General features: G+C 54.8%; 37 protein-coding genes. All 37 read left to right on the top strand.

The genetic code is table 11. The annotated features are described in order from the left end of the window. Positions 1 to 4: 4 nt before the first annotated feature. The 37 genes from KNP06_RS09660 (at position 5) to KNP06_RS09480 (ending at position 19,729) form a co-directional block, all read left to right on the top strand. Positions 5 to 910, top strand: a complete 906-nt coding sequence (locus tag KNP06_RS09660) for a recombinase RecT (RefSeq protein WP_214788726.1) — start codon at positions 5 to 7, stop codon at positions 908 to 910. Then, positions 907 to 1,083: a hypothetical protein gene (locus tag KNP06_RS09655; RefSeq protein WP_214788723.1), complete on the top strand. Its 177-nt coding sequence runs from the start codon at positions 907 to 909 to the stop codon at positions 1,081 to 1,083. Before KNP06_RS09660 ends, KNP06_RS09655 begins: the two co-directional genes overlap by 4 nt. Beyond that, positions 1,080 to 1,544: a single-stranded DNA-binding protein gene (gene ssb, locus KNP06_RS09650; RefSeq protein WP_214788718.1), complete on the top strand. Its 465-nt coding sequence runs from the start codon at positions 1,080 to 1,082 to the stop codon at positions 1,542 to 1,544. The genes KNP06_RS09655 and ssb overlap by 4 nt, the downstream gene beginning before the upstream one ends. Then, positions 1,544 to 1,690 carry a hypothetical protein gene (locus KNP06_RS09645; protein WP_214788716.1) on the top strand — a complete coding sequence of 49 codons (147 nt, stop codon included), beginning with the start codon at positions 1,544 to 1,546 and terminating at the stop codon, positions 1,688 to 1,690. The genes ssb and KNP06_RS09645 overlap by 1 nt, the downstream gene beginning before the upstream one ends. Beyond that, positions 1,683 to 2,534 carry a helix-turn-helix domain-containing protein gene (locus KNP06_RS09640; RefSeq protein ID WP_214788713.1) on the top strand — a complete coding sequence of 284 codons (852 nt, stop codon included), beginning with the start codon at positions 1,683 to 1,685 and terminating at the stop codon, positions 2,532 to 2,534. The genes KNP06_RS09645 and KNP06_RS09640 overlap by 8 nt, the downstream gene beginning before the upstream one ends. Further along, a complete protein-coding gene (locus tag KNP06_RS09635; RefSeq protein ID WP_214788710.1) occupies positions 2,531 to 2,911 on the top strand; it encodes a hypothetical protein in 381 nt (126 codons plus the stop codon). Before KNP06_RS09640 ends, KNP06_RS09635 begins: the two co-directional genes overlap by 4 nt. A 1-nt stretch (position 2,912) precedes the next feature. Further along, on the top strand, positions 2,913 to 3,401 hold the full coding sequence (locus KNP06_RS09630; protein WP_214788707.1) for a YopX family protein: 489 nt from the start codon (positions 2,913 to 2,915) through the stop codon (positions 3,399 to 3,401). 2 nt (positions 3,402 to 3,403) lie between these two features. Beyond that, a complete protein-coding gene (locus tag KNP06_RS09625; protein WP_214783320.1) occupies positions 3,404 to 3,562 on the top strand; it encodes a hypothetical protein in 159 nt (52 codons plus the stop codon). Next, the gene (locus KNP06_RS09620) at positions 3,559 to 3,738 is read left to right on the top strand and encodes a hypothetical protein (RefSeq protein ID WP_214788704.1); all 180 of its coding nucleotides are present in this window, start codon (positions 3,559 to 3,561) and stop codon (positions 3,736 to 3,738) included. The genes KNP06_RS09625 and KNP06_RS09620 overlap by 4 nt, the downstream gene beginning before the upstream one ends. Beyond that, the gene (locus KNP06_RS09615) at positions 3,723 to 4,211 is read left to right on the top strand and encodes a hypothetical protein (RefSeq protein WP_214788701.1); all 489 of its coding nucleotides are present in this window, start codon (positions 3,723 to 3,725) and stop codon (positions 4,209 to 4,211) included. Before KNP06_RS09620 ends, KNP06_RS09615 begins: the two co-directional genes overlap by 16 nt. Next, complete coding sequence (locus KNP06_RS09610) at positions 4,208 to 4,642, top strand: hypothetical protein (protein ID WP_214788699.1); 435 nt, start codon at positions 4,208 to 4,210, stop codon at positions 4,640 to 4,642. The genes KNP06_RS09615 and KNP06_RS09610 overlap by 4 nt, the downstream gene beginning before the upstream one ends. Further along, positions 4,635 to 5,141 carry a helix-turn-helix domain-containing protein gene (locus tag KNP06_RS09605; protein WP_214788696.1) on the top strand — a complete coding sequence of 169 codons (507 nt, stop codon included), beginning with the start codon at positions 4,635 to 4,637 and terminating at the stop codon, positions 5,139 to 5,141. The genes KNP06_RS09610 and KNP06_RS09605 overlap by 8 nt, the downstream gene beginning before the upstream one ends. A gap of 1 nt (position 5,142) precedes the next feature. Next, positions 5,143 to 5,679: a hypothetical protein gene (locus KNP06_RS09600; protein ID WP_214788693.1), complete on the top strand. Its 537-nt coding sequence runs from the start codon at positions 5,143 to 5,145 to the stop codon at positions 5,677 to 5,679. After that, entirely contained in the window at positions 5,676 to 6,530 is an 855-nt protein-coding gene (locus KNP06_RS09595) for a hypothetical protein (RefSeq protein ID WP_214788690.1), read from the top strand. Before KNP06_RS09600 ends, KNP06_RS09595 begins: the two co-directional genes overlap by 4 nt. Further along, entirely contained in the window at positions 6,527 to 6,673 is a 147-nt protein-coding gene (locus KNP06_RS09590) for a hypothetical protein (protein ID WP_214788687.1), read from the top strand. The genes KNP06_RS09595 and KNP06_RS09590 overlap by 4 nt, the downstream gene beginning before the upstream one ends. Continuing rightward, on the top strand, positions 6,670 to 6,864 hold the full coding sequence (locus KNP06_RS09585) for a hypothetical protein (protein ID WP_214788684.1): 195 nt from the start codon (positions 6,670 to 6,672) through the stop codon (positions 6,862 to 6,864). The genes KNP06_RS09590 and KNP06_RS09585 overlap by 4 nt, the downstream gene beginning before the upstream one ends. Then, on the top strand, positions 6,861 to 7,379 hold the full coding sequence (locus KNP06_RS09580; RefSeq protein ID WP_214788681.1) for a Holliday junction resolvase RecU: 519 nt from the start codon (positions 6,861 to 6,863) through the stop codon (positions 7,377 to 7,379). Before KNP06_RS09585 ends, KNP06_RS09580 begins: the two co-directional genes overlap by 4 nt. Before the next feature lie 93 nt (positions 7,380 to 7,472). Continuing rightward, the gene (locus KNP06_RS09575) at positions 7,473 to 7,754 is read left to right on the top strand and encodes a hypothetical protein (protein ID WP_214788679.1); all 282 of its coding nucleotides are present in this window, start codon (positions 7,473 to 7,475) and stop codon (positions 7,752 to 7,754) included. Further along, positions 7,751 to 7,954: a hypothetical protein gene (locus KNP06_RS09570; RefSeq protein ID WP_214788676.1), complete on the top strand. Its 204-nt coding sequence runs from the start codon at positions 7,751 to 7,753 to the stop codon at positions 7,952 to 7,954. Before KNP06_RS09575 ends, KNP06_RS09570 begins: the two co-directional genes overlap by 4 nt. 44 nt (positions 7,955 to 7,998) lie before the next feature. Next, complete coding sequence (locus KNP06_RS09565) at positions 7,999 to 8,784, top strand: DNA-methyltransferase (protein ID WP_214788673.1); 786 nt, start codon at positions 7,999 to 8,001, stop codon at positions 8,782 to 8,784. A 175-nt stretch (positions 8,785 to 8,959) separates the two neighbouring features. Further along, positions 8,960 to 9,112: a hypothetical protein gene (locus KNP06_RS09560; RefSeq protein ID WP_214788670.1), complete on the top strand. Its 153-nt coding sequence runs from the start codon at positions 8,960 to 8,962 to the stop codon at positions 9,110 to 9,112. Beyond that, positions 9,109 to 9,645, top strand: coding sequence for a dUTP diphosphatase (locus KNP06_RS09555; protein WP_214788668.1), 537 nt, complete (start codon positions 9,109 to 9,111; stop codon positions 9,643 to 9,645). The genes KNP06_RS09560 and KNP06_RS09555 overlap by 4 nt, the downstream gene beginning before the upstream one ends. 2 nt (positions 9,646 to 9,647) lie before the next feature. Then, complete coding sequence (locus tag KNP06_RS09550) at positions 9,648 to 9,854, top strand: hypothetical protein (protein WP_214788665.1); 207 nt, start codon at positions 9,648 to 9,650, stop codon at positions 9,852 to 9,854. Next, positions 9,851 to 10,021 (top strand): hypothetical protein, encoded by a 171-nt coding sequence (locus KNP06_RS09545; RefSeq protein ID WP_214788662.1) that lies wholly within the window; start codon positions 9,851 to 9,853, stop codon positions 10,019 to 10,021. Before KNP06_RS09550 ends, KNP06_RS09545 begins: the two co-directional genes overlap by 4 nt. Positions 10,022 to 10,632: 611 nt before the next feature. Further along, complete coding sequence (locus KNP06_RS09540; protein ID WP_214788659.1) at positions 10,633 to 10,998, top strand: terminase small subunit; 366 nt, start codon at positions 10,633 to 10,635, stop codon at positions 10,996 to 10,998. After that, entirely contained in the window at positions 10,982 to 12,256 is a 1,275-nt protein-coding gene (locus KNP06_RS09535; RefSeq protein ID WP_214788656.1) for a PBSX family phage terminase large subunit, read from the top strand. Before KNP06_RS09540 ends, KNP06_RS09535 begins: the two co-directional genes overlap by 17 nt. Before the next feature lie 12 nt (positions 12,257 to 12,268). After that, positions 12,269 to 13,738: a phage portal protein gene (locus tag KNP06_RS09530; RefSeq protein WP_214788653.1), complete on the top strand. Its 1,470-nt coding sequence runs from the start codon at positions 12,269 to 12,271 to the stop codon at positions 13,736 to 13,738. Further along, complete coding sequence (locus KNP06_RS09525) at positions 13,725 to 14,606, top strand: phage minor head protein (protein WP_214788651.1); 882 nt, start codon at positions 13,725 to 13,727, stop codon at positions 14,604 to 14,606. Before KNP06_RS09530 ends, KNP06_RS09525 begins: the two co-directional genes overlap by 14 nt. 11 nt (positions 14,607 to 14,617) lie before the next feature. Continuing rightward, a complete protein-coding gene (locus tag KNP06_RS09520; protein WP_214788648.1) occupies positions 14,618 to 15,520 on the top strand; it encodes an XkdF-like putative serine protease domain-containing protein in 903 nt (300 codons plus the stop codon). 19 nt (positions 15,521 to 15,539) lie between these two features. After that, positions 15,540 to 16,451: a phage major capsid family protein gene (locus tag KNP06_RS09515; protein ID WP_214788645.1), complete on the top strand. Its 912-nt coding sequence runs from the start codon at positions 15,540 to 15,542 to the stop codon at positions 16,449 to 16,451. A gap of 64 nt (positions 16,452 to 16,515) precedes the next feature. Continuing rightward, positions 16,516 to 16,629 carry a Rho termination factor N-terminal domain-containing protein gene (locus KNP06_RS09510; protein ID WP_214788642.1) on the top strand — a complete coding sequence of 38 codons (114 nt, stop codon included), beginning with the start codon at positions 16,516 to 16,518 and terminating at the stop codon, positions 16,627 to 16,629. 1 nt (position 16,630) lies between these two features. Next, positions 16,631 to 17,011: a protein YqbG gene (yqbG, locus tag KNP06_RS09505; RefSeq protein ID WP_214788639.1), complete on the top strand. Its 381-nt coding sequence runs from the start codon at positions 16,631 to 16,633 to the stop codon at positions 17,009 to 17,011. Continuing rightward, positions 17,011 to 17,349 carry a DUF3599 family protein gene (locus KNP06_RS09500; RefSeq protein ID WP_214788636.1) on the top strand — a complete coding sequence of 113 codons (339 nt, stop codon included), beginning with the start codon at positions 17,011 to 17,013 and terminating at the stop codon, positions 17,347 to 17,349. Before yqbG ends, KNP06_RS09500 begins: the two co-directional genes overlap by 1 nt. Then, entirely contained in the window at positions 17,346 to 17,750 is a 405-nt protein-coding gene (locus tag KNP06_RS09495; RefSeq protein ID WP_214788633.1) for an HK97 gp10 family phage protein, read from the top strand. Before KNP06_RS09500 ends, KNP06_RS09495 begins: the two co-directional genes overlap by 4 nt. Then, on the top strand, positions 17,750 to 18,223 hold the full coding sequence (locus KNP06_RS09490) for a hypothetical protein (protein WP_214788630.1): 474 nt from the start codon (positions 17,750 to 17,752) through the stop codon (positions 18,221 to 18,223). The genes KNP06_RS09495 and KNP06_RS09490 overlap by 1 nt, the downstream gene beginning before the upstream one ends. 13 nt (positions 18,224 to 18,236) lie before the next feature. Next, positions 18,237 to 19,301 carry a phage tail sheath subtilisin-like domain-containing protein gene (locus KNP06_RS09485; protein ID WP_214788627.1) on the top strand — a complete coding sequence of 355 codons (1,065 nt, stop codon included), beginning with the start codon at positions 18,237 to 18,239 and terminating at the stop codon, positions 19,299 to 19,301. Beyond that, complete coding sequence (locus KNP06_RS09480; protein ID WP_214788611.1) at positions 19,301 to 19,729, top strand: phage tail tube protein; 429 nt, start codon at positions 19,301 to 19,303, stop codon at positions 19,727 to 19,729. The genes KNP06_RS09485 and KNP06_RS09480 overlap by 1 nt, the downstream gene beginning before the upstream one ends. Positions 19,730 to 19,764 lie beyond the last annotated feature (35 nt).

Raw genomic sequence — 19,764 nt, 5'->3', positions numbered from 1 at the left:
CATCATGGCAAACACAACAGATGCGAAAGCCGCACTCGCCAACCGGACGCAACAACAGGCACAGACTCCGGCATTGACACCGGAGAAAGGACTCGAGCGTATGCTCGCCGCCAACTATAAGGCGATTCAGTCGCTGGTCCCGAAACATGTCACACCAGAACGGCTCACGCGCCTCGGATTGAACGCAGCTAGCCGGAATCCGAAACTGTTCGAATGCGAACCGATGACGCTCGTAGGTGCCATCGTCAACTGTGCGGCACTCGGCGTCGAACCGAACCTCATCGGACACGCCTACATCCTCCCATTCTGGAACGGTAAGACGAAACGGATGGAGGCGCAGTTCCAACTCGGATTCAAGGGAGCCATCGACCTCGCCCGTCGCTCGGGAGAGCTCAAACAGCTATATGCCCATGAGGTATACGAAGGAGACGACTTCCATTACTCATACGGACTGAACAAAGACCTTCACCACGTGCCGAACGGAGAGGACGACCCGGACAAGGTCACCCATTTCTACGCTGTATATCACTTGAAAGATGGTGGTTCAGACTTCGTCGTCATGAGTCGAAACCAGGTCGAGAAACACCGGGACCGTTTCACGAAATCGAAAGACAAATCGGGCAACGTGTTCGGGCCTTGGAAAGATCACTTCATCGAGATGTCTCGCAAGACTGTCATCCTCAAGCTACTCAAGACCGCACCATTGTCAATCGAACGAGAGGACGGGCACCTGCAGCCGGTCGGAGAGCTCATCGCCGCGGACAACAGCGTCTCGACCATCCGCCAGTCTTCGGTGACACAAGAAGGCATCATCGACAGTTCGTACGTCGACACGAAGCAAGATGCAGAAGTCGAACCGGCCATCATCGAGGCGAATCAACAGATGCCTTTCGAGGTGAACGGACAATGAACCTATTCGAAGAGCAAGAACCCATCGAAGTCGAAGAACCAGTCGAGTTTGCCACGCAAGCCGACGAGCACTTCATGAATTGGGACCAAGAACAAGCCTACGTAAAGGCCTGTACCGAGAAAGTGAACATCTTTTACTGGCCAAAACATTTGAAGGAGAGATTTGCAAAATGATCAACCGAATCGTATTAGTCGGTCGCCTCACACGTGACCCGGAAATGAAGTACACCCAATCAGGAATCGCCGTCACGCGTTTCACATTAGCCTGTGACCGCCCGTTCACCGGGCAGGACGGCAAGAAAGAGGCGGACTTCATCGACTGTGTCGTCTGGCGCAAACAGGCCGAGAACGTCGCCCAATACTTGAAGAAGGGCAACATGGCCGGCGTCGATGGTCGCCTACAAATCAGTAGCTATGAAGGCCAAGACGGACAGCGTCGTTACCGGGCAGAAGTTGTAGCCGATAGCGTCCGCTTCCTCGAATCGAAAGGTGGAGGCAGTCAGTCGCAACAACAATCGAGTGGATGGGGACAAGCGCAGGAGACAAAGTCTGAAAAACCACAACCGACATTTACGAACGACCCGTTCTCGGTAGGCGGAAAAATCGACTTGTCAGATGATGACCTGCCGTTCTGATGTGGTTGCGACTCTACTATGACCGGAACGGGCGCGAGGAGACGATGATCTTCTTCGCCCGCTCCAATGTCGACATCACGCAACTCATGCACGACCTGAACGCCGAATACAAACGCTATGAAGAATGGAGTGGGACCCATGGATAAAGAACGGATCCACCGCGTCCGCAAAGATAACAACTTCGTCATGCTCGACAAAGGGTTCCTGAACAACTCGAACCTGTCTCTGAAAGCGAAAGGTTTGCTCGCTTATGTGCTGAGCCTTCCGGATGACTGGGTCATCTATACCGAAGAAATCGCCAAGCACCATAAGGACGGCAAAGCCGCAGTGCTGACCGCCTTCAAAGAGCTCGAGAGCGAGGGTCACGTCAAGCGGGAGCGGGTCCGACAGGCGAATGGTCAGTTGCAAGGATACAAGACCACGGTCTATGAAACGCCTGTCACCGAAAACCGATTATCCGAAGTCGGAAAAACCGAAGTCGGAAAAACCGAAGTCGGAAAATCGAGCACTACTAAGAATTATAGTACTAAGAATGACTTTACTAAGAATAACTCTACTAAGAGTAAAGACTCTCTCATGGAAACGGTAGTTGCTCATTATCAGAGTAATTACGGAAACATGCCGCCACTGGTAATCACCGCCGTGGACAAGTTCTTGAAGAAAGGCTTCGAAGCAGAGGTCATCACGAAAGCTATCGACCTTGCGCTTGAGAAGGGCAAGAAGTGGGACTATGCGGCTGGAATCCTCCAAAGACTCGACGAGGAGCACAAGGTCAAGACCCTCGTCGGCTACGAGAAGTTGGTCGAGCAGAAGAAGCGACGGACAAATGGAAGACAATCTGTCCCAGATCACAAGGTGCCGGAATGGCTCGAGGAAGAAGGGGCGAAGCAACGTGAGCATGACAAGCGTCGCCAAGAGGAACTCGCCGCGAGCGTCCCGGACGACCACGAACTCGAGGAGATGCTCGCCAAGATGCGAGGTGGCGCATGAAACAGAGCCTCACCCTTGAAGAGACCGAGAAGTTACGCCTTGACTACGAGACAAGCACGGACAAGCTCGAAGACATCGCTACACGCCACTATATCAGTCGCCGTTGCCTCCATCGCTACGTGAAGCGTCACGGGTGGGTTCGCCCCACCTTGGAGCCGCGGTCGACAAATCACATCGAACCACGGGTCATCCCGTTCCCATCATTCTACAAGGCGTACTTCGAGGACTGTCTGAACACGGACGAGTTGCAGAAGCGATTCAAGTGCAACCATCGTGTCATCAAGCGGACGCTCGACCATCACGGCATTGAGCGCATGCGACGGAACGAACGGATCAAGATGAAACGACACTTTGAACAGGTAAAGGGAGGACGCTGAGATGAAATATCGAGCATGGGACAAAGTTAACAATGAATGGATCACTGATTGCGACTTGTATATGTTACCGGACGGAAGTGTGTATGCAGGAGATGTGGGAAATCTGCCACTAATCGAAATCAAATCTGAATGTGTATCGTTCTCGACCGGACTCAAAGACAAGAATGGCATCGAGATATATGAGGGAGATATCGTAAAAAACGTTGGACCACATTCGCCAACTATCACGAGATATGGTTTTAACGATTTCTACTGCCATAACAAAGACTACGTTGTCGTCAAAGAACTCGTCGGAAACACGCTACGCCATATCCATGATTATGCACATTGCTTAGAAACTAAAGGGATTGAAGATTTATCTCCAAACGGTTTTTTCTTTATCGGAGATTCGACGCCGCCAGTTGATAACTATCAATTTTGGAACTTCCAAAGGTCATTCGAAGTCATCGGCAATGTGTTTGAGCACCCTCACCTGCTGAAAGGAGAATGACGATGCACTACGAACGCACAGAAGGCACGACGCGCTATCTGCTCTTTCCTGACAGGCTGACGCTCCACGTCATCGTTGACAACCGTATCAAGGACGTCAAGGACGTCTCCGAAGATGAACTGTACGCCCTGCTCGACTCGAACGAGTGGGTGCTGAAATGAACCGCCGCAAGAAGAAGCCGCAGACCTTTGTCCGGTATCGGGGAACGCGTGAGGTGTTCCTCGTCCGGCGTGAGGCAGGTGTATGGATCACCTTGTATGACGCCATGAGCCAAGGCGAGTTGCAACGTCACCTAAAAGCCGGTTGGGAGGTACATCGTTCATGGACAAACGGATGAGACGCATGATTATGACGCTACACGCAAACGGACTCTCGGCGAGCGACATCGCCAAGCGGTTCGAAATGGACACACGACGAGAACGTAAGGACTTTATCCTCACCACGATGACGGTCGAGGATGTACTTAGGGAGATGGGCGCGGCCGACCCGTCCCGTCGCATCCCGCAGAAGCCGGAGATTCAGCCGGACATGCCGAAGCGCTTCGTCCCATTACACGAGAGCCGAAAGAAACGCCAAAAGTTGACGATTCGCAAGCCGACCGCCGAACAGCGCGAGTGGCACGAAATCGTGTGCGGCGTCTCGAAGAACGGGCGCCAGTTGCTCAAGAGCGGAAGCCGGCACTTGCTCGAGCGTCGCATCGTCGAATACCTCGAGAAAGGCTATGTGCAGATTGGCAACATCTCGACAGACTTTTATTGTGACGGCGAGTTGTATATGGCGCTCGTCGAGAAGAAGGAGGACCACCATTGATCGACACGAACCTGAAACCGAAGCAACGACAATGTGAGAAGTTGCTCCGGGCTTACTACACGCTACCGATGACCATCGAAAACTTGAAGATGCAGGCGGAAATCGCGCCGTCTATCGCCTCGTACGACATCCGGGAAGGACAGAGCCACGCGGCTCCGTCCTCGCCCGTCGAAGCGAAGGTGCTCAAACGTGACGACTTGCGCTTGAAAGAGAAAGAATTCGACTTACTCAAGAAACTTCGCAAGGAAAAACTGCATCAACAGCTCGTCGACATCTGGGACATGCGCTACAACCCGCGACACGACTACAACGACAGCCAGGTCATGTTGTTGCTCGGCATCGAACGCAAGGCGTACTACAAACTACGGGCGCGGCTCCTCGGCTACATCGCCGACGTGTTCGGACTCTGGGAGGATGGGCAAGATGAATGACGTAGAAGAACACGGAAGCCTCGTCGCCGAGAAGGATATCCCGCTCGCGACACAGTTGAACCTCATCAAACGACGGACCGAGCGCGGCATGACCCCGAGCCAGATTGCCCGACTCATGGACCTCAAGGTCAAGGACGTCAAGGCACTCGTTAAGACTAATGGTTGGACAGCCAAACGCGAAGTCACGGAGGCACCGGCGCAAGGACGCCCGCCACGCCCGGCCGAGAAGACGAAGGAACGGACGGAAGAACTCCGACGCCTTGCCAAGGAAGGATATAGCCGGAAAGACATCGCGGCTCTGCTCGGTATTGATCGCGGTTACGTCGACACGCTATGCCGACGCTACGGCATCCGGACGGCAAGCCAACGGGAACGGGTTCAACGTCTGTATGCGAGCGGGTGGAATCAACAGGCCATCGCCGACGAGCTCGGGGTGAGCCGGCAACGGATCAGCGAGATGATTAAACAATACGGCTACGAGAAAGGAGCGAAACCGTGACATGGCACGGACAGGAAGACCTCAAGAAGATTACCAGTTCACGAAGCGCGATTACGCCAAGATTCAACGCTGGCTCGACAAAGGGAAGTCGCCCGAAGACATCGCCCTCCATTACGGCGTGATCCTTAAGACCTTGTACACCAGGTTGAACCGGGCGGGCATCAAAGTGCCGGAATCACACTGGCGCAAACGTCTGAGTGAGAAGAACCTGATTGTGATGTCCCGTGAGCAAATCGATGACATGAAAGAGATGTACGAAGCCGGAGCCTCGTTCAAAGCGATCGGCAACAAGTTCTGTATCTCGCCACCGACAGCAAAGCGGATTCTGCAAGACGCCGGAGTCGAGTTCCTGCCGCCCGGACAACGCTCGGGTGCTGCCAGACGTATCAAGATCCCGGTGGGCCGACTATATACACTCTACGTCGAGCGGGGCATGTCGCAAGAACAGGTCGCCAAGGCACTTGGACGCTCGAGAAACGCAGTGCGCCGTGAGTTGAATCGTCACGGCTGGATACGGAACAAGGAGGAGACGACATGACCGATACATTGAACTTGCCAATCCGCATCGACGTGGTGCAAAAGCAATACAAGAACGGCATGCAACTCGGTGAACTGGCACGACTCTACAACGTGAGCGAGGAGACGATTCAACCGCTCGTCGCAGACATTGTGCCGAAGAAACGCGAAAAGAGACGAGATTTCTCGAACTCGCCGTACGACCGCGAAGAACTTGCGAGACAGATCGGGGCGCTCCACGAAGACGGTGTGACGTTCAGCGCCGTGCTGGAACGATTGAACATCAGCAGTCGGCTCTACTACAAAATCAAAAAGACGTACGGCACATCATGGCCCGTACCGGATGGACGCCGAGCGCCAGGTCCTCGAAAGTTCAGCGCCAAGCGTGCTGCCAAGAATAAAGAACGCAACGAGCAAATCTTGGAGCTCGCCAAGCAAGGTATGGCCCGAAAAGAGATTTCGGAACGCGTCGGAGTCTCGTTCCCGACAATCACGAAGGTGCTTCAAGACATGGGGCACCGTCAAAAAGTCGTCAAGCAACCGAAAACCACACAACCCGCCATCCCAAAAGAAGCCAAGGAGGAACCGACGATGCCAGACGTGACGACAGCAAGCCTAGAAAGCGCTGTGACGGCGTTCAAAGCCGAAGAGGTATCGGAAGTCATCGGGAAGCTAGACGAGAACAAGAAGCGAGATAAGCGCATCGAGAAGCGCGTCCTGAACCGTGACAAGGCGGTCTGGGGCGACTACCTCTCAGCCCGCAGCGAAGAAATCGAAGACGTGACGCATAACGTCGAGGTGTTGGTCGAGAACGGCAAGTTGATCGAGCGCACGACGATTGCCTACACATTGGAAAGGGAGTTGAGCAAATGACCACATTATTCGGACTGCTCGCCATCGGGCTCGGCTTCTACGCCATCACGCTACAGAATCGCATCGACGAGTTGAAGGACGACAACGAGCGGTTGATGGATTGCATCATCGACATTGAAAACGAAATGGGGGAGCGGGAATGAGAGCAAGAACAATCATCATTATGGAAACAATAATTTTGGAAGAAGACAGAGAATTGGCTCGTGCAGTTCATAATAACAAACGTATGATCGATGAAGCGAAAACGAATATTCTAGATGCGGCAGAAGAACTATTCGGAGAAGATGGTATGACAATCCGAGTCGAGACCGATCTTATAGAGGACGAAAAATGACCACGAGCGTCAAGAATCGAGGCAAGGACCTCGAGCAACTCGTCATCCAGAGTAACCACGTCTATCGGATGCGGCAAGAGGCATTGATCCACCAGGCGCACGCCGAGGTCAAGACGATACGGGGAGCGCGCGGGCAAATCGTCAACGCGTTCCACAAGGGCAAGGCAGGGCTTGACTTTTACGGTATCGCGGACGGCAACTACATCACGTTCGACACGAAGCAGACGGCGAACAAGACGAGCTTCCCGCTCGGCAACATCGAGCATCATCAATACACGACAGTCATCGAGACGGACAAGGCGGGCGGCATCGCCTTCCTGCTCGTCCGCTTCAGCTACTGGGGCGAGACGTACTACTTATCAGCCGAGCAACTACGGTATTGGTGGACGCAGAAGGAACGCAAGAGCATCCCCTACGCGTGGTTCCAAGACAACTGCCGCGTGGTCAAGAGCCGGAGTGCAGCGGCGCTCGATTGGTTGAGCGTGGTACGGGAGGAGCTCGGCGATCGGCGATGATTGAATGGACGGAGACGGGAACGGCCCTGCTGCTCATCTGCCTGATCGGGGCGATGGGGCTGTGGGGACTACGAGACTAGGAGAGTGGATGAGATGGATAAAGTTCAAAGGTTTATCGAAGAAAATCAATATCAACTCGGTTACATCATGCAAGAAGCAAGCCGGAGATGGATTAAGAACGATCCGGTCGGAGCGCTAACGGAAGGCGCTGCCAATGGGCTTATTGAGAAATACGGGACTTACTGCGAGCTCCTCGATAAGGTTGAGCGGTACGAAGACGCGCTTAAGAAAATCGAATCACATAAGATTGGTGTATTTACTTCTACTGACATGAGAATTTTAGCAAGGGACGCATTGACGGAGAAAAACCAATGACCTACCAACTCATCACGCACGACGTCCGCAAACGGCACGTCCGCATCCAGTACAAGGGCGTCGTCATCGCAGACGGCATCGACTACGGCAACGGGTGGTACGAGGTGCGCCCTAGGCGTAAGCACTTCATGCCGCTCGACCGACTGGCGAAGATGATGAACGCGGAGCAGATCGGCGAGCTGTGCGAGAAGTCGTTTTAACGGGCAAGGGGCATAAACGATAAATTTTATAGGAGAGTGAGAATTTGCAAACGAACGTTATACACAACATGGAGTGCGCGGAAGGGATGCGCCAACACATTCCCGACGAGTCAATCGACTTAGTCGTCACTTCACCTCCGTACGACAATCTCCGTTTGTACAATGGCTACTCGTTCAATTTCGAGGAAATCGCACAAGAATTGTGGCGTGTCATCAAACCCGGTGGCGTGGTTGTGTGGGTTGTTGGAGATGCGACGGTTAATGGAAGTGAGACGGGGACTTCATTCCGACAAGCACTCTACTTTAAAGAGTTGGGATTCAATTTACATGACACGATGATATGGGACAAACAAAATTGTTCCTCGATAGGTTCATTGAATAGATACGAAAACACGTTCGAATTTATGTTTGTCTTTAGTAAGGGAAAGCCGGTCACTAGTAACGTAATAAAAGACAAACCTAATAAACGATCAGGGGAAATTCAAAACAGCTCAATTCGTCAGCCCGACGGCACAGTTCGCAGAACATCGAATTACGGTAAAAAAGAGATTAATGCGTTTGGTCGTCGTGCGAACGTATGGAGGGTTTTCCCTGCTAAATCCAAAAGTGAACGCCTTCATCCCGCACCATTCCCCGAACAATTAGCAAACGATCATATTATTTCATGGTCGAATCCCGGCGACGTCGTGATTGATCCGTTCATGGGTAGCGGAACAACCGCAAAGATGGCGCTACTCAACGGGCGCAAGTACATCGGTTTTGAGGTGAGTGCTGAGTATTGTGAGATTGCGGACGAAAGAGTATCAAACGTTCAGACGACGTTGGTTTGACTAATAAAATTATGACTTCCACGGAATGACCCCACAAAAGGAGATGACGACATGGACGACTTGATGCAAGTATCGTGGCACGTTGCTCGTCGTGGAAACCGGCTGGGTATTTGATGCAGTTTCTAACTAACTTCTGACTTATTTCTAACTAAAAATGATAAAAGGAGATGACGACATGGATGACTTGAAGACGTTGAAAGAGCTGGAGAAGCAACTGAAAGCGTATATGGAGCGCAAGGGATTCGACGGGGACGATGAGCTGTGGCACTTGATACAGACGTTAGAAGAAGACGTATACATCGCGGAAGAAGAGGAGAGATGGGCATGATTTTATCAGAGCAGGCGTTTATCGAGTTGGCAGGCAAGCAGGAAGTATTGGACGCGAAGATTAAGCAAGCGAGCGGAGTGACGGACTTGCCGCTCCGACGGATCGAACTGTATTACCGCATCGAGTTAGCCGAGTGTCTGAACGAATTGAAGGGTGACTTCAAGCATTGGAGCAATAAGCCGATGCGACGAGAGGCGTTTATCGAGGAGCTGGTCGATGCGTTGCATTTTTACTTAAGTTTCGTCAACCACATGATCGAGATGAACGGCGCATTTATCGAGATGGACCTGCACACGGCATATCTTGACGTTGTCGTCGAACACGACCTGTATCAAGATTACATCTGCGGCGTTGAGAACTTGACCGCATGGGACATCGCGGCGGATGTGATTCGTGAGGACGGCATCGAACGCTCGCTCGCAATGCTCTTGTCACTTGCCGAGCGGTACGGATTTACGGAGCAGGACATCATCGACACTTACAACCGCAAGAACGCCGTGAACCACGACCGAAGCGACTCGGGGGTGTACTGATTATGGAAATTAAAGTCTATATGAAAAATGGTTTACTAATGGATATGTATTATGACGAAGATATGCTTGAAGCGTTTAAGAATGACGAACGCGCGCTTGAAACGATGGAAGACATGATGCTTCACGCGCATTTCATCACGTTAGACAATTTAAAAAGAGATGTGACAATTAGAATGGACGAGATTGTGGCTTACGAGGTGATCCGATGAGCGAAATCACGCTGACGCAACTGATTGAACAGAACCGACGCATCGCGGGGTACGAGCACAACTGCGACTGCGGACGAGCGGTGACCGTGGAGCAGACGGACCTCTTCGGAGGGAGCAAGGGTTATTGCCAGGCGTGTTATGACGAGTTGGGAGGGGACGGGGAGTGAGGAAGCGAAGACGACGCGCAATCGTTCAACAGCGCATCCTCAGAAGAACGGCAGAGCGCAAACGCATGAAGCGAGCGCAGGAAGAGCGACAACGTGAGTATGCGATTGAACGAGGGGACTGCCCGAACTGCTTCCAACCACCGCGTAACGACTCCTGCGACTGCTTGGCGGTTCTAGGAAAGTCTAGAAAAGCGTGGTGGCAGAAGGATTGAGGACAAAACGGGAACAAAATGGGAACAAATCAGCGCGTTAGATGAAGTAGACTGAAAGAGTAGAGGACTCGGACGAACCACCAACCTCCGAAGCCGACATTTCGACATAGGCTCGTTCCGAGTTCTCGCATCATCTGTAAAACCCCGGAAGTCCTAGGGGTTGGCTACCGCCGACGTTCACGACAGCCATTCGTGGAACGTTCTCGGAGCTTGCAGGCTACAAACAAGTGGATGGATTGGCCTCCGTTGCACTTGCCAAGCAGATGCGACTGACGCATCACACGACGCCCCTCATCGGGCGTCTTTTTTGTGCCTAGAATACCGCTCGCGTGTCGACATCCCCCCGACTCCCCTTAACGCGCGCGGCCTTGTAGACATAAAACGAGAAGAGGTGAATGTATGGCCGAGTTAAACGAGAAACAGAAACGTTTCGCCGAACTATATGTTCAGCTCGGAAACGCAGAAGAGGCAGCAAGGCAAGCTGGTTACTCCGCTCGAGGCAATACGACGAAGTTACTACAAAATACTACAGTTGCCGCCTATATTGATGAATTGAATCAAGCCATCAAGAAGAGCACGATCGCCTCGCTCGAAGAAGTGAAGGAGTTTCTGACCGAGACGCTTCGTAATCCCGTCGAGGAGACTAAAGAGCGACTCAAGGCGGCGGATATGCTGAACAAGACATACGGTGCTTACCTGGACCGCAAAGAGTTGTCCGGTGAAGTCGGAATTCGAGTCGAGGTGGACTATGGTGAAGACGATTAAGCTACAGTTCAACCCGGCGTTCAAGCACATTAACCGCTCGAAGCATCGCTATCGCGTCCTCAAAGGGTCAGCGGGTTCGGGCAAGTCGGTCAACACCGCGCAGGACTACATCCTCAAACTGAGCGACATGCGCTATAAGGGCGCGAACCTGTTGGTCGTCCGTAAGATTGACGCCTCCAACAAGGATTCGACGTTTGCCGAGCTCCAAGCGGCGATACACCGCGTCTACGGGGAGGACTGGCCGATGTATTGGGCCATCCGCTCCGCGCCGTCGCTGTACCTCGAGAGCAAGGTGACGGGCAATGCCATCATCTTCCGAGGTATGAAGGACGCCAACGAGCGGGAGAAGGTCAAGTCCATCAACTTTGCACGCGGAAAGCTCACATGGATTTGGGTCGAAGAAGCGACCGAGCTCATGGAGAGCGACCTCGACATCTTGGATGACCGCTTACGGGGGCGACTTGGCAACGAGAATCTCTATTACCAAATCACGTTGACATTCAACCCGGTATCGGCGACGCACTGGATCAAGCGCAAGTTCTTCGACTACCAGGACGACGATATCGTGACGTGCTCCTCCACCTACTTACAGAACCGTTTCATCGACGAGGCGTACCATCGCCGCATGATGCGACGGAAAGAGCAGGACCCTGAGGGTTACATGGTGTACGGCTTAGGTGAATGGGGCGAGCTCGGCGGCCTCATCTTCAAGAATTACGAGGTCAAGGAGTTCGACCGCTCGTTCGACCGTTTCGACGCTGTGGGCAGCGGGCAAGACTTTGGGTTCAACCACGCGAACGCGCTTCTGTTGCTCGGCATGAAGGACGGCAACATCTACGTGCTCCGTGAGCTGTATGAGCACGAGAAAGACACCGAGGACGTCATCAAGTTAGCCGAACGTGGGGAGTGGCCGAAGAACCTGCTCATGATCTGCGACTCGGCCGAACCGGACCGTATCAGCATGTGGCAGAAGGCGGGCTACAAGGCGACGGGCGTCAAGAAGGGGCCGGACAGCGTCAAGGCGCAAATCGACTGGCTCAAGCAACGGGAAATCTACATCCATCCCGAGTGCCAGAACACGTACAAGGAAATCAGTCAGTGGAAATGGGCCAAGGACAACAAGACGAACACGTACAAGGACGAGCCGGTCAACTTCTTCGATGATGCGATGGCCGCGCTCCGGTACGGGACAGATGCTTGGCGCCGTCAATCGCTGACGACGAACACGAAGCGGAAGAACCGCCAATTACTATTCTAAGGAGGTGAGCGGATGAGACAACATATCGTGAAAGGGGCGGTCATGGAACTGCCGGTCAACCGCTCCACGACGGAGACGGACGGGAGCTGGGTGCTGCCACCTTACGACCCGAAGAACCTACGTGTCATCGTTGAGGAGTCGAGTATCTTGCGACAGTCCATCGAGGCGTACACGAGCAATATCATCGGTTATGGCATCAGCCCGGCCTATTTCGACGAATCCGCTGAAGACGGCGGGCAATCGAGTGAGTGGGACACGGTCCAAGAGATGCTCGACTGGCTATCGGTCGAGAAGTCGCTCGGGGATTTGTTCGAAGAGGTGCTCCGTGACCGCGAGGAGACAGGTAACGCCTTCCTTGAGGTCATTCGTGGCAAGGACGGCAAGGTCATCCAACTTGAGCGGGTCAAACCCGAGCTCGTTCAGATGACGAAGCCGGAAGCGACGGCCATCCTCGCGTCGATTCGCTACAAGGGACAGAAGAAGGACGTATATCGCCGCTTCCGCAAGTACAAGGTCGACAAGTATATCTTCAAGCAGTTCGGCGACCCGCGTATGATGGACTACCAGACGGGCGAGGAGACACAAGACGAGTCGAAAGCCGCTCGTGAGCTGTTGCATCTGAAAATCGGCAACGACCACTGGGGCGTTCCCCGCTGGATCGGTACGCTCGTCGCCATCCTCGGTGCACGCAAGGCGGAACTCCTCAACTGGCGCTACTTCGTACAGGGACGCCACACGCCTGCTGCACTGTTGATTCAAAACGGTCAACTGTCGAAAGACTCCGAGGCGGCCTTCCGGGAATACGCCCAGACGGTCGGGAACGAGTCGATGCAACACAGCATGCTCATCCTCGAGTTCGAGACGGCGAACGATTCGAGCCAGTACAAGGACGACTCGAAACTTGCGGTCGAACTGAAATCCATGGCCGACATGCTGCAGAACGACGGCTTGTTCTTGGAATACGACGACAAGGTGCGTGAGAAGGTGCTGAGCGCCTTCCGCTTGCCTCCGGTCTACGTCGGGATGTCGCAGGACTACAACCGCTCGACGGTCGAGGAAGCCAAGCGCATCGCCGAGGAGCAAGTGTTCCAAGCGGAGCGGGCGGAACTCGAAGATTTGTTCAACCGCCATCTATTAGCCGAGTACGAACTCGATGAAGTGTACGTCGAGGTCAAAGGGCCGGAGCTTTCAAATGACGAGCTGACGGTCAACGCGCTCGACAAGCTAGGCGCATCACTCTCGACGAACGAAAAACGGGCCGTATTGAGCAAGATGCTAGGTATGGAACTGCCGGTACTCGAAGGAGAGGAACACGAGTTGCCACAGGCGCCGTCACAGCCCGCTCAAGCGTTACAAGGCACGTTGCAGGACGTACAGGGTGCGGACGTTGCGAAGTCTCTTGAAAGCGTCATGAAGGACGTTCGGGATTCGCTAGACGAAGTGAACGACACGCTAGGGGCGTGGAACCATGTGCCGGACTGATTGGGACTTCCTGCTGAAAGCCGATGACGACGAGTTGAAGCAACTACTTCGGGACTATCCTGAGGTGGAGCGCATCGTCGCACGGATCAATGGACTTGAAGCGACGCTCGCCCGCTTGCTCCGGAACCTCGGACGCGACTACATCAAGGTCATCACGACGTTTTACGACGAGGTGGGCGGGGCGTTCAACATCGCGTGGAACATCGGGCTGCAGGGACAGCTCGCGGCGATACTTGCCAGTGAGCGGCTCCTCGCTGACATGAAAGCCTTCTTTCCGAAGGTGTCGGCAGAGATGGCCGAGCTCATCATGAGCCGCATCGACAAGACGGTGGCGTTCAGCTACCTCAACCCACAGACGGTCCGTTTCCTAGAATCCTACTCGGAGACGCTATCTGGCTACATCGGGCAGAACAGCGCCGACAAGGTACTGGACGTGCTCACTCGGGGCGTACAGGCAGGAAAGTCCATCGACGAGCTCACGCGCGAACTGAAAGAGCATGACGTATTCAGTCGGGCCAGAGCGCGGAGAATCGCCATCACGGAGACGCTCACCGCCTACTCGGTCGGGGAGGACGAGGCGTATCGCCAAAGCCCGAGCGTCATCGGCACACGGTGGCAACATACGGGCGCACGGAAGAATAAGCCACGTGAGGCACACGTCGCCATGAGCGGGCAGTACCGCGCCATCGGTGAACCGTTCGACGTGAACGGCTATCCGGCGATGTACCCGCGTGACCCGGTGCTCCCGGCGAAGGAACGCATCAACTGTCACTGTACGCGGATTCCGGTCGTCGATGAGCGGATCATTGGATTGGACGAAGATGAACGGCAAGCGATTCGAGACAACGTACTAAGCAACTTTGAATAAGGAGTGATTCTATGGGACGCATTACCGACTTACAAGTCACACACGTCTCCATCGTCGACAAGGCGGCGAACCGTCGCAAGTTCTTGCTGATGAAGAGTGACGACCAACAACCAAACGTCGAGCAGACTGTCCGTGTGGTCAAATCAGACGCCGCTGAACAGATTCTATACGGTGTCGTATATGAACCGCTCGTCAAGGACGCTCACGACGACTATATGACAGCGGACGACATTGAGAAGGCCGCTCATATGTTCCTGAAAGACTATCGACAAATCGACAAGCAACACGATTTCGTGTCACAAGTCGGTGAGGTCATCGAATCGTATATTTCGCCCGTTGATTTTACGATGGGCGACGAACTTGTGACTAAAGGGACGTGGGTCATGGCGGTAAAAGTGGATGACGAAACGTGGCAAGCCGCGCAGGATGGTTTGTTCACAGGCTTCTCACTGGCGGGCTACGGAAACGTGGAGAAGGCGGAACCCGTCGAGGCACCGCTCACGAAAGAAGAGAGCACCTTCTTCACCAAGCTGAAGAAATTCTTCGCACCGCTGCTCGAACATGAGCAAGTGCAAAAAGAACAGGGAGAGGAGGTGATGACAATGACGAAAGACGAACTCCAAACACTCGTGACCGAGACGGTCGCTGAGGCAGTCGCGAAAGCGCTCGCCAAGGAGGAAGATCCGAAAGAACCGGCATCACCTCAAGTAGAGCCGGAAGTCGCGCCCGAAGCGGAGCCAGAAGCACCGCAGGCCGAGCCGGAACAACCAACTGAACAGACCGAACTCGCCAAAGCGCTCGAGCGGATCGCCGAACTTGAAAAACAAGTCGATGCCCGCCCGGTCGCTTTTTCTAGTGGGGCCGAAGAGGTCACGAAGGCAAGCGACAAACCGAACTATTGCAAATTCGTTTAATCAAAAGGAGATGAACTGAATGGAAAACCAAACATTACTCAAACAGATGGACGCCATCACGAAGAACCAAAACATCGCACTACCAGCGGACGACGCGCGCCAATTCATGAGCGACATGGTGTCACGCGCCTCGACGCTCCCGAAACTCGGCAAGCACTTCGCTAAATCGGACGTCGGTCAAATCGACGCCCTCAACATCGCGCCACGTCAGACGAAGTTGCACCAAGGACTCGCGACAGCCGTCGACATCGCAGACAAGGTGACGTCACGTGCCGTCGAGTTCGTCGTGCGTAACCTCTACCTCGACTTGTGGCTCGAACGCGACACGATCTACTACACTGCACAATCACGCGGACAGGACATCGACCAAGCGGTCGCGCAAATGCTCCAACAACGCTTCGCGGCAGACGTGCAAGACCTCGCCTTCAACGGTGACGAGGCGGGTACTGGCTTCATCGCCATGAACGACGGTTTCCTCAAGTTGGCAGCGGCCGCGGCGACTGGCGCGCGTAACGTCGAAGGGGAAGTGACGATGGCGAAACTCGCTGAGCTCGTCGGTTCAATCCCTGCGGACCAAATCGCGGTCGGTGACTACAAGTTCATCCTCGGCCGCGCGTCGTACCTCAAACTCCAAGCTGAAGTGGCGAACCGAACGTCGGCTGCCGGTGACGCTGCGCTCATCAACGGCACATTGACTGCCGCTCACGGATTCGGCTTCGAAGTGGTTGACCATATCACTTCGTCAGAAGTCATCTTCACACCGCTCGAGAACCTCGTAACGGTGCTTGGTCGCCAAGTGGGTCTCAACCGCGTCGCGGAAGGCGTCGAGCCGACAATCAAGCAAGCGATCATGTACTTCTTGCTCTCTGGCGTCGACTTCGTTATCCGTACACCACAGGCGGTCGCATACCTCGGGCCTGTCACACCCTGAACCGCTCATGATGATGGCGTCAGCGCCTAGTGAGCCAACGTACACGCGAGAGGAACTCGAAGCCATGACGAAGGATGAGCTCTATGCCATCGCGACGGATATGGACATCGCCGGACGCTCGTCAATGACGAAGGCGCAACTGGTCGATGCCATCCTCGACGCACAGGGAGGTGTCTAAGATGCCGCTCATCACACCCGCACAGGTGAAAGCCTACTCGACGTTCGATGAGGTCAAGGAACGAGCGGACACTCAACTCGAGGTGGACATCATGCAGGCCGAGGCGGACGTATTCGCCTTTGTCGGGCATGAGTTCCCGCTCGGGGAGTATCCATCACTTCCGGCGCCTGTCCGTTCGGCGCTCCTCCTCCTCAGCGAGCATTACGCGCTCGTTCGGGGCGATGAGTCGCTTGTCAAGGGCTTCAAGTCCGAGAAGCTGAAAGACTACAGCTATACGAAAGGCGACAACGCGACGCTTGCAGGGAAGCCCGAGATTGCGAATCTCCTTCGCGCCTACGTGAAGGGAGGGAGCGGCGGCGGTGTACGTCTCCGCATCCTCTGATGAGCCTACGCAAGCTATTGACCGACCGCGCGACGATTGAGCGGTTGATTCCACTCGAGCCTGTCGATGACGGCTATGGCAACGTGACGACCCCGACCACTTGGGGCGTGATCGCCTCGGACGTCCCATGCAAGATGACGCGCAGTAATCACGACCTCATCCAATCCCCGAGCTATCAAACGCTCAAGGAGCGGTGGGACGTCGTGTTTTTGCCGTCGGTGGACGTGAAGGAGACGGACCGCATCCGTATTGACGGCATCGTCTTGGAGGCAGGCTATCCCGAACGGGTACGCAACCACCACCTTGACGTGCCGTGTATGCGGGATGTGGCGCTATGAATGGTTTCGACGACTTCGCAAAGGACATGGACCAGGTACTTCGGCACTTCAAGACGGATTTGGAAGAGTACAAGGACGCGATGGGCTATACCTTCCTCGGCGAAGTGCGGACGGAGATTCTCCGGCAACAGCTCGTCGATACCCGTCTACTCGTCAACTCGTTCCAAAAAGGAGCCGCTGACAACGTATGGACCCGCTCCCGTGCGAACCGGACCGCGCTCGAAGTTGGCACAAGCGTCGAGTACGCCCAGTACGTCAACGACGGCCACTGGACGCGCAACAATGCCTCGTTCGTGGACCCGACGCATTATTTCGACATCGCGTACCTCATCACGGAAAACATCTTAGACGCGGATCTACAGAAGAAGTTTGAACAATCCATCCGAAAGGGGTTTAGTTGATGAACCCACGACAAAGCTCCATCGTCCGCTTCGTGCGGGACACGCTGAACGCCCGAGCGGGTGAACCGGACTACACGACGGTGTATGACGACGAGGTGCCCGCGACGTTCGTGACCCCGTCCATCTACGTGACGCCCATCCAGTACAATCGGATGCCCGGGTCATCGGGACAGTCGGCACGAATGGCCGTGTGCGCCATCGTCTTATACCGCGAGAAGCGCAAACAGGCGCATTGGGACGCCTCGTGCGTCCTAGATGCCCTGTCCCTGAACGGATTCGTCGTCCCGCATTACGAGGGCAGCACGAAAACGGACAGCCTACTGAAATTGCAAGACGCAGCCTTGCGAGTCGTCGAGGGAGGCCCGACGAACGTCAAGGCCGCCACCCTCACGCTCACGTGGCACGAATGGACGGACATTCAACGCGTTCGCGGTCCGCTCCTCCAATCCGTTACAAACGAATTAGCAGAATAAAGGAGGTCACTCAATGGCCACATGGGATAAAACACAAGAACCAATCTTGCCGGGGTTATACCTCGTGCTCGAGCGGATTGCCCGCCGTGTCATCAACGCGTCCGACCGCGGTATCGTCGCGATGGTCGCCGATAGCTCGATTGTCGGCAAACGCGGGGCGATTCACGAGTTGACGACGGTGCAACAGATCGCCGATACGCTCGGCACAAACAAGTCACACGCACAGTTCGCGCTAGAAGCGGGTGTGCAGCAACTCCTCGTCTATGTGCGAGAAGATGCGGAACTGCTCGCAGACGCACTTGAGAAGCTGTCACCATACTACTTCGACACGTTCGCGCTCGGTTTCGACGCGACGAACACAGATGCGCTTGCCGTCAAGTCATGGCGTGAGTCGATGGCTGTAGATGGCCGTCACTTCGTCGGCATCATCGGTGCAGCCAAAGGACTCGCTGACGACGCGGCCACACAGGCGGTCTTCACGGGTGCCAAACATGGCGACATCGGACACGTCGGGTTCGGCGTGCTCGCAGAAGGCGGCGTCAGCTACTCAGGCGGGGAAGTCGCGGCGTATCTGGCCGGTGCTCAAGCGGCACGCGGTATGGCCGATGGGTCACTCACACGGCACGTCATCCCGTTCGCGGTCGATGCTGAGCGTCGCCTGTCGAAGTCGCAACGTGAAGCCATGTATCAAGCGGGCATCATGGTCCCGATCCACAACGGATATGAGGTCGTGCTCGAAGCGGCCATCACGAGCGACCCGGCGACATTCGCGAAGGGTAAGCTACGGATTGCCTACAACGCGGCCGTGTATCAGGAGTCGATGAACTACGCCATCGAAAACGGGTTCGTCGGACAAATCAACAACGACTCGGACGGGCGCGCGGTCCTCTTGGCTGCGGTCAACGAGTTCAACAACCGTTTAATCGGCGAGGGAGTCCTCTCGGCCGACACGACGACCGTCATCCATCCAGATTATCCGCCGTCTGGGGACAGTATCTACCTCATGACGACGGGCGACTTTATCGACGCGGCGGAGAAATTCTTCATTGAGTTCGTCGCGAATGGAGGTGTGGCATAATGCGCAACGGTAGAGAGACTTACACGGGCGACGAGATGGCCATCTATTGTAACGGCTCACTCGCCGGCTATGCGGACAGCTTGACGCTACGGGTCGAGTACGACTTGAAAGAGGTACAGATTCCCCGCGTCAAAATGATGCACTACAAGCACGGCGTCGCTCGGGCATCCGGAAGCATCGGCGGTTTCCTATGGAACAAGTACCTGCAAAACGCAGCCCTTGCCCACCTGCGCGGCGAGGAGTTCAACTTGACGATCGTCGGGCGTCTCCGCAACACGGACACGAAAGAAGAGGGTTCAGTCGTCGCTAGTGGCGTCATCTTCAACTCGGCCGACCTCGCCAACTGGCGCGTCGGGGAACAAGTCAAGATTGAACAACCTTTCGTCGCAACGAGCGTCTCGCTCAGCGGCTTCCAGACACCACGCTAACGGACGGGCCCTGCGCCCGTCTTTTTACTTATAAG

The organism is Exiguobacterium sp. s21, assembly GCF_018617975.1.
Lineage (GTDB): Bacteria > Bacillota > Bacilli > Exiguobacteriales > Exiguobacteriaceae > Exiguobacterium > Exiguobacterium mexicanum_A.
The sequence above is the reverse complement of the archived record's forward strand: the minus strand, read 5'-3'. Positions and strand labels throughout refer to the sequence as shown.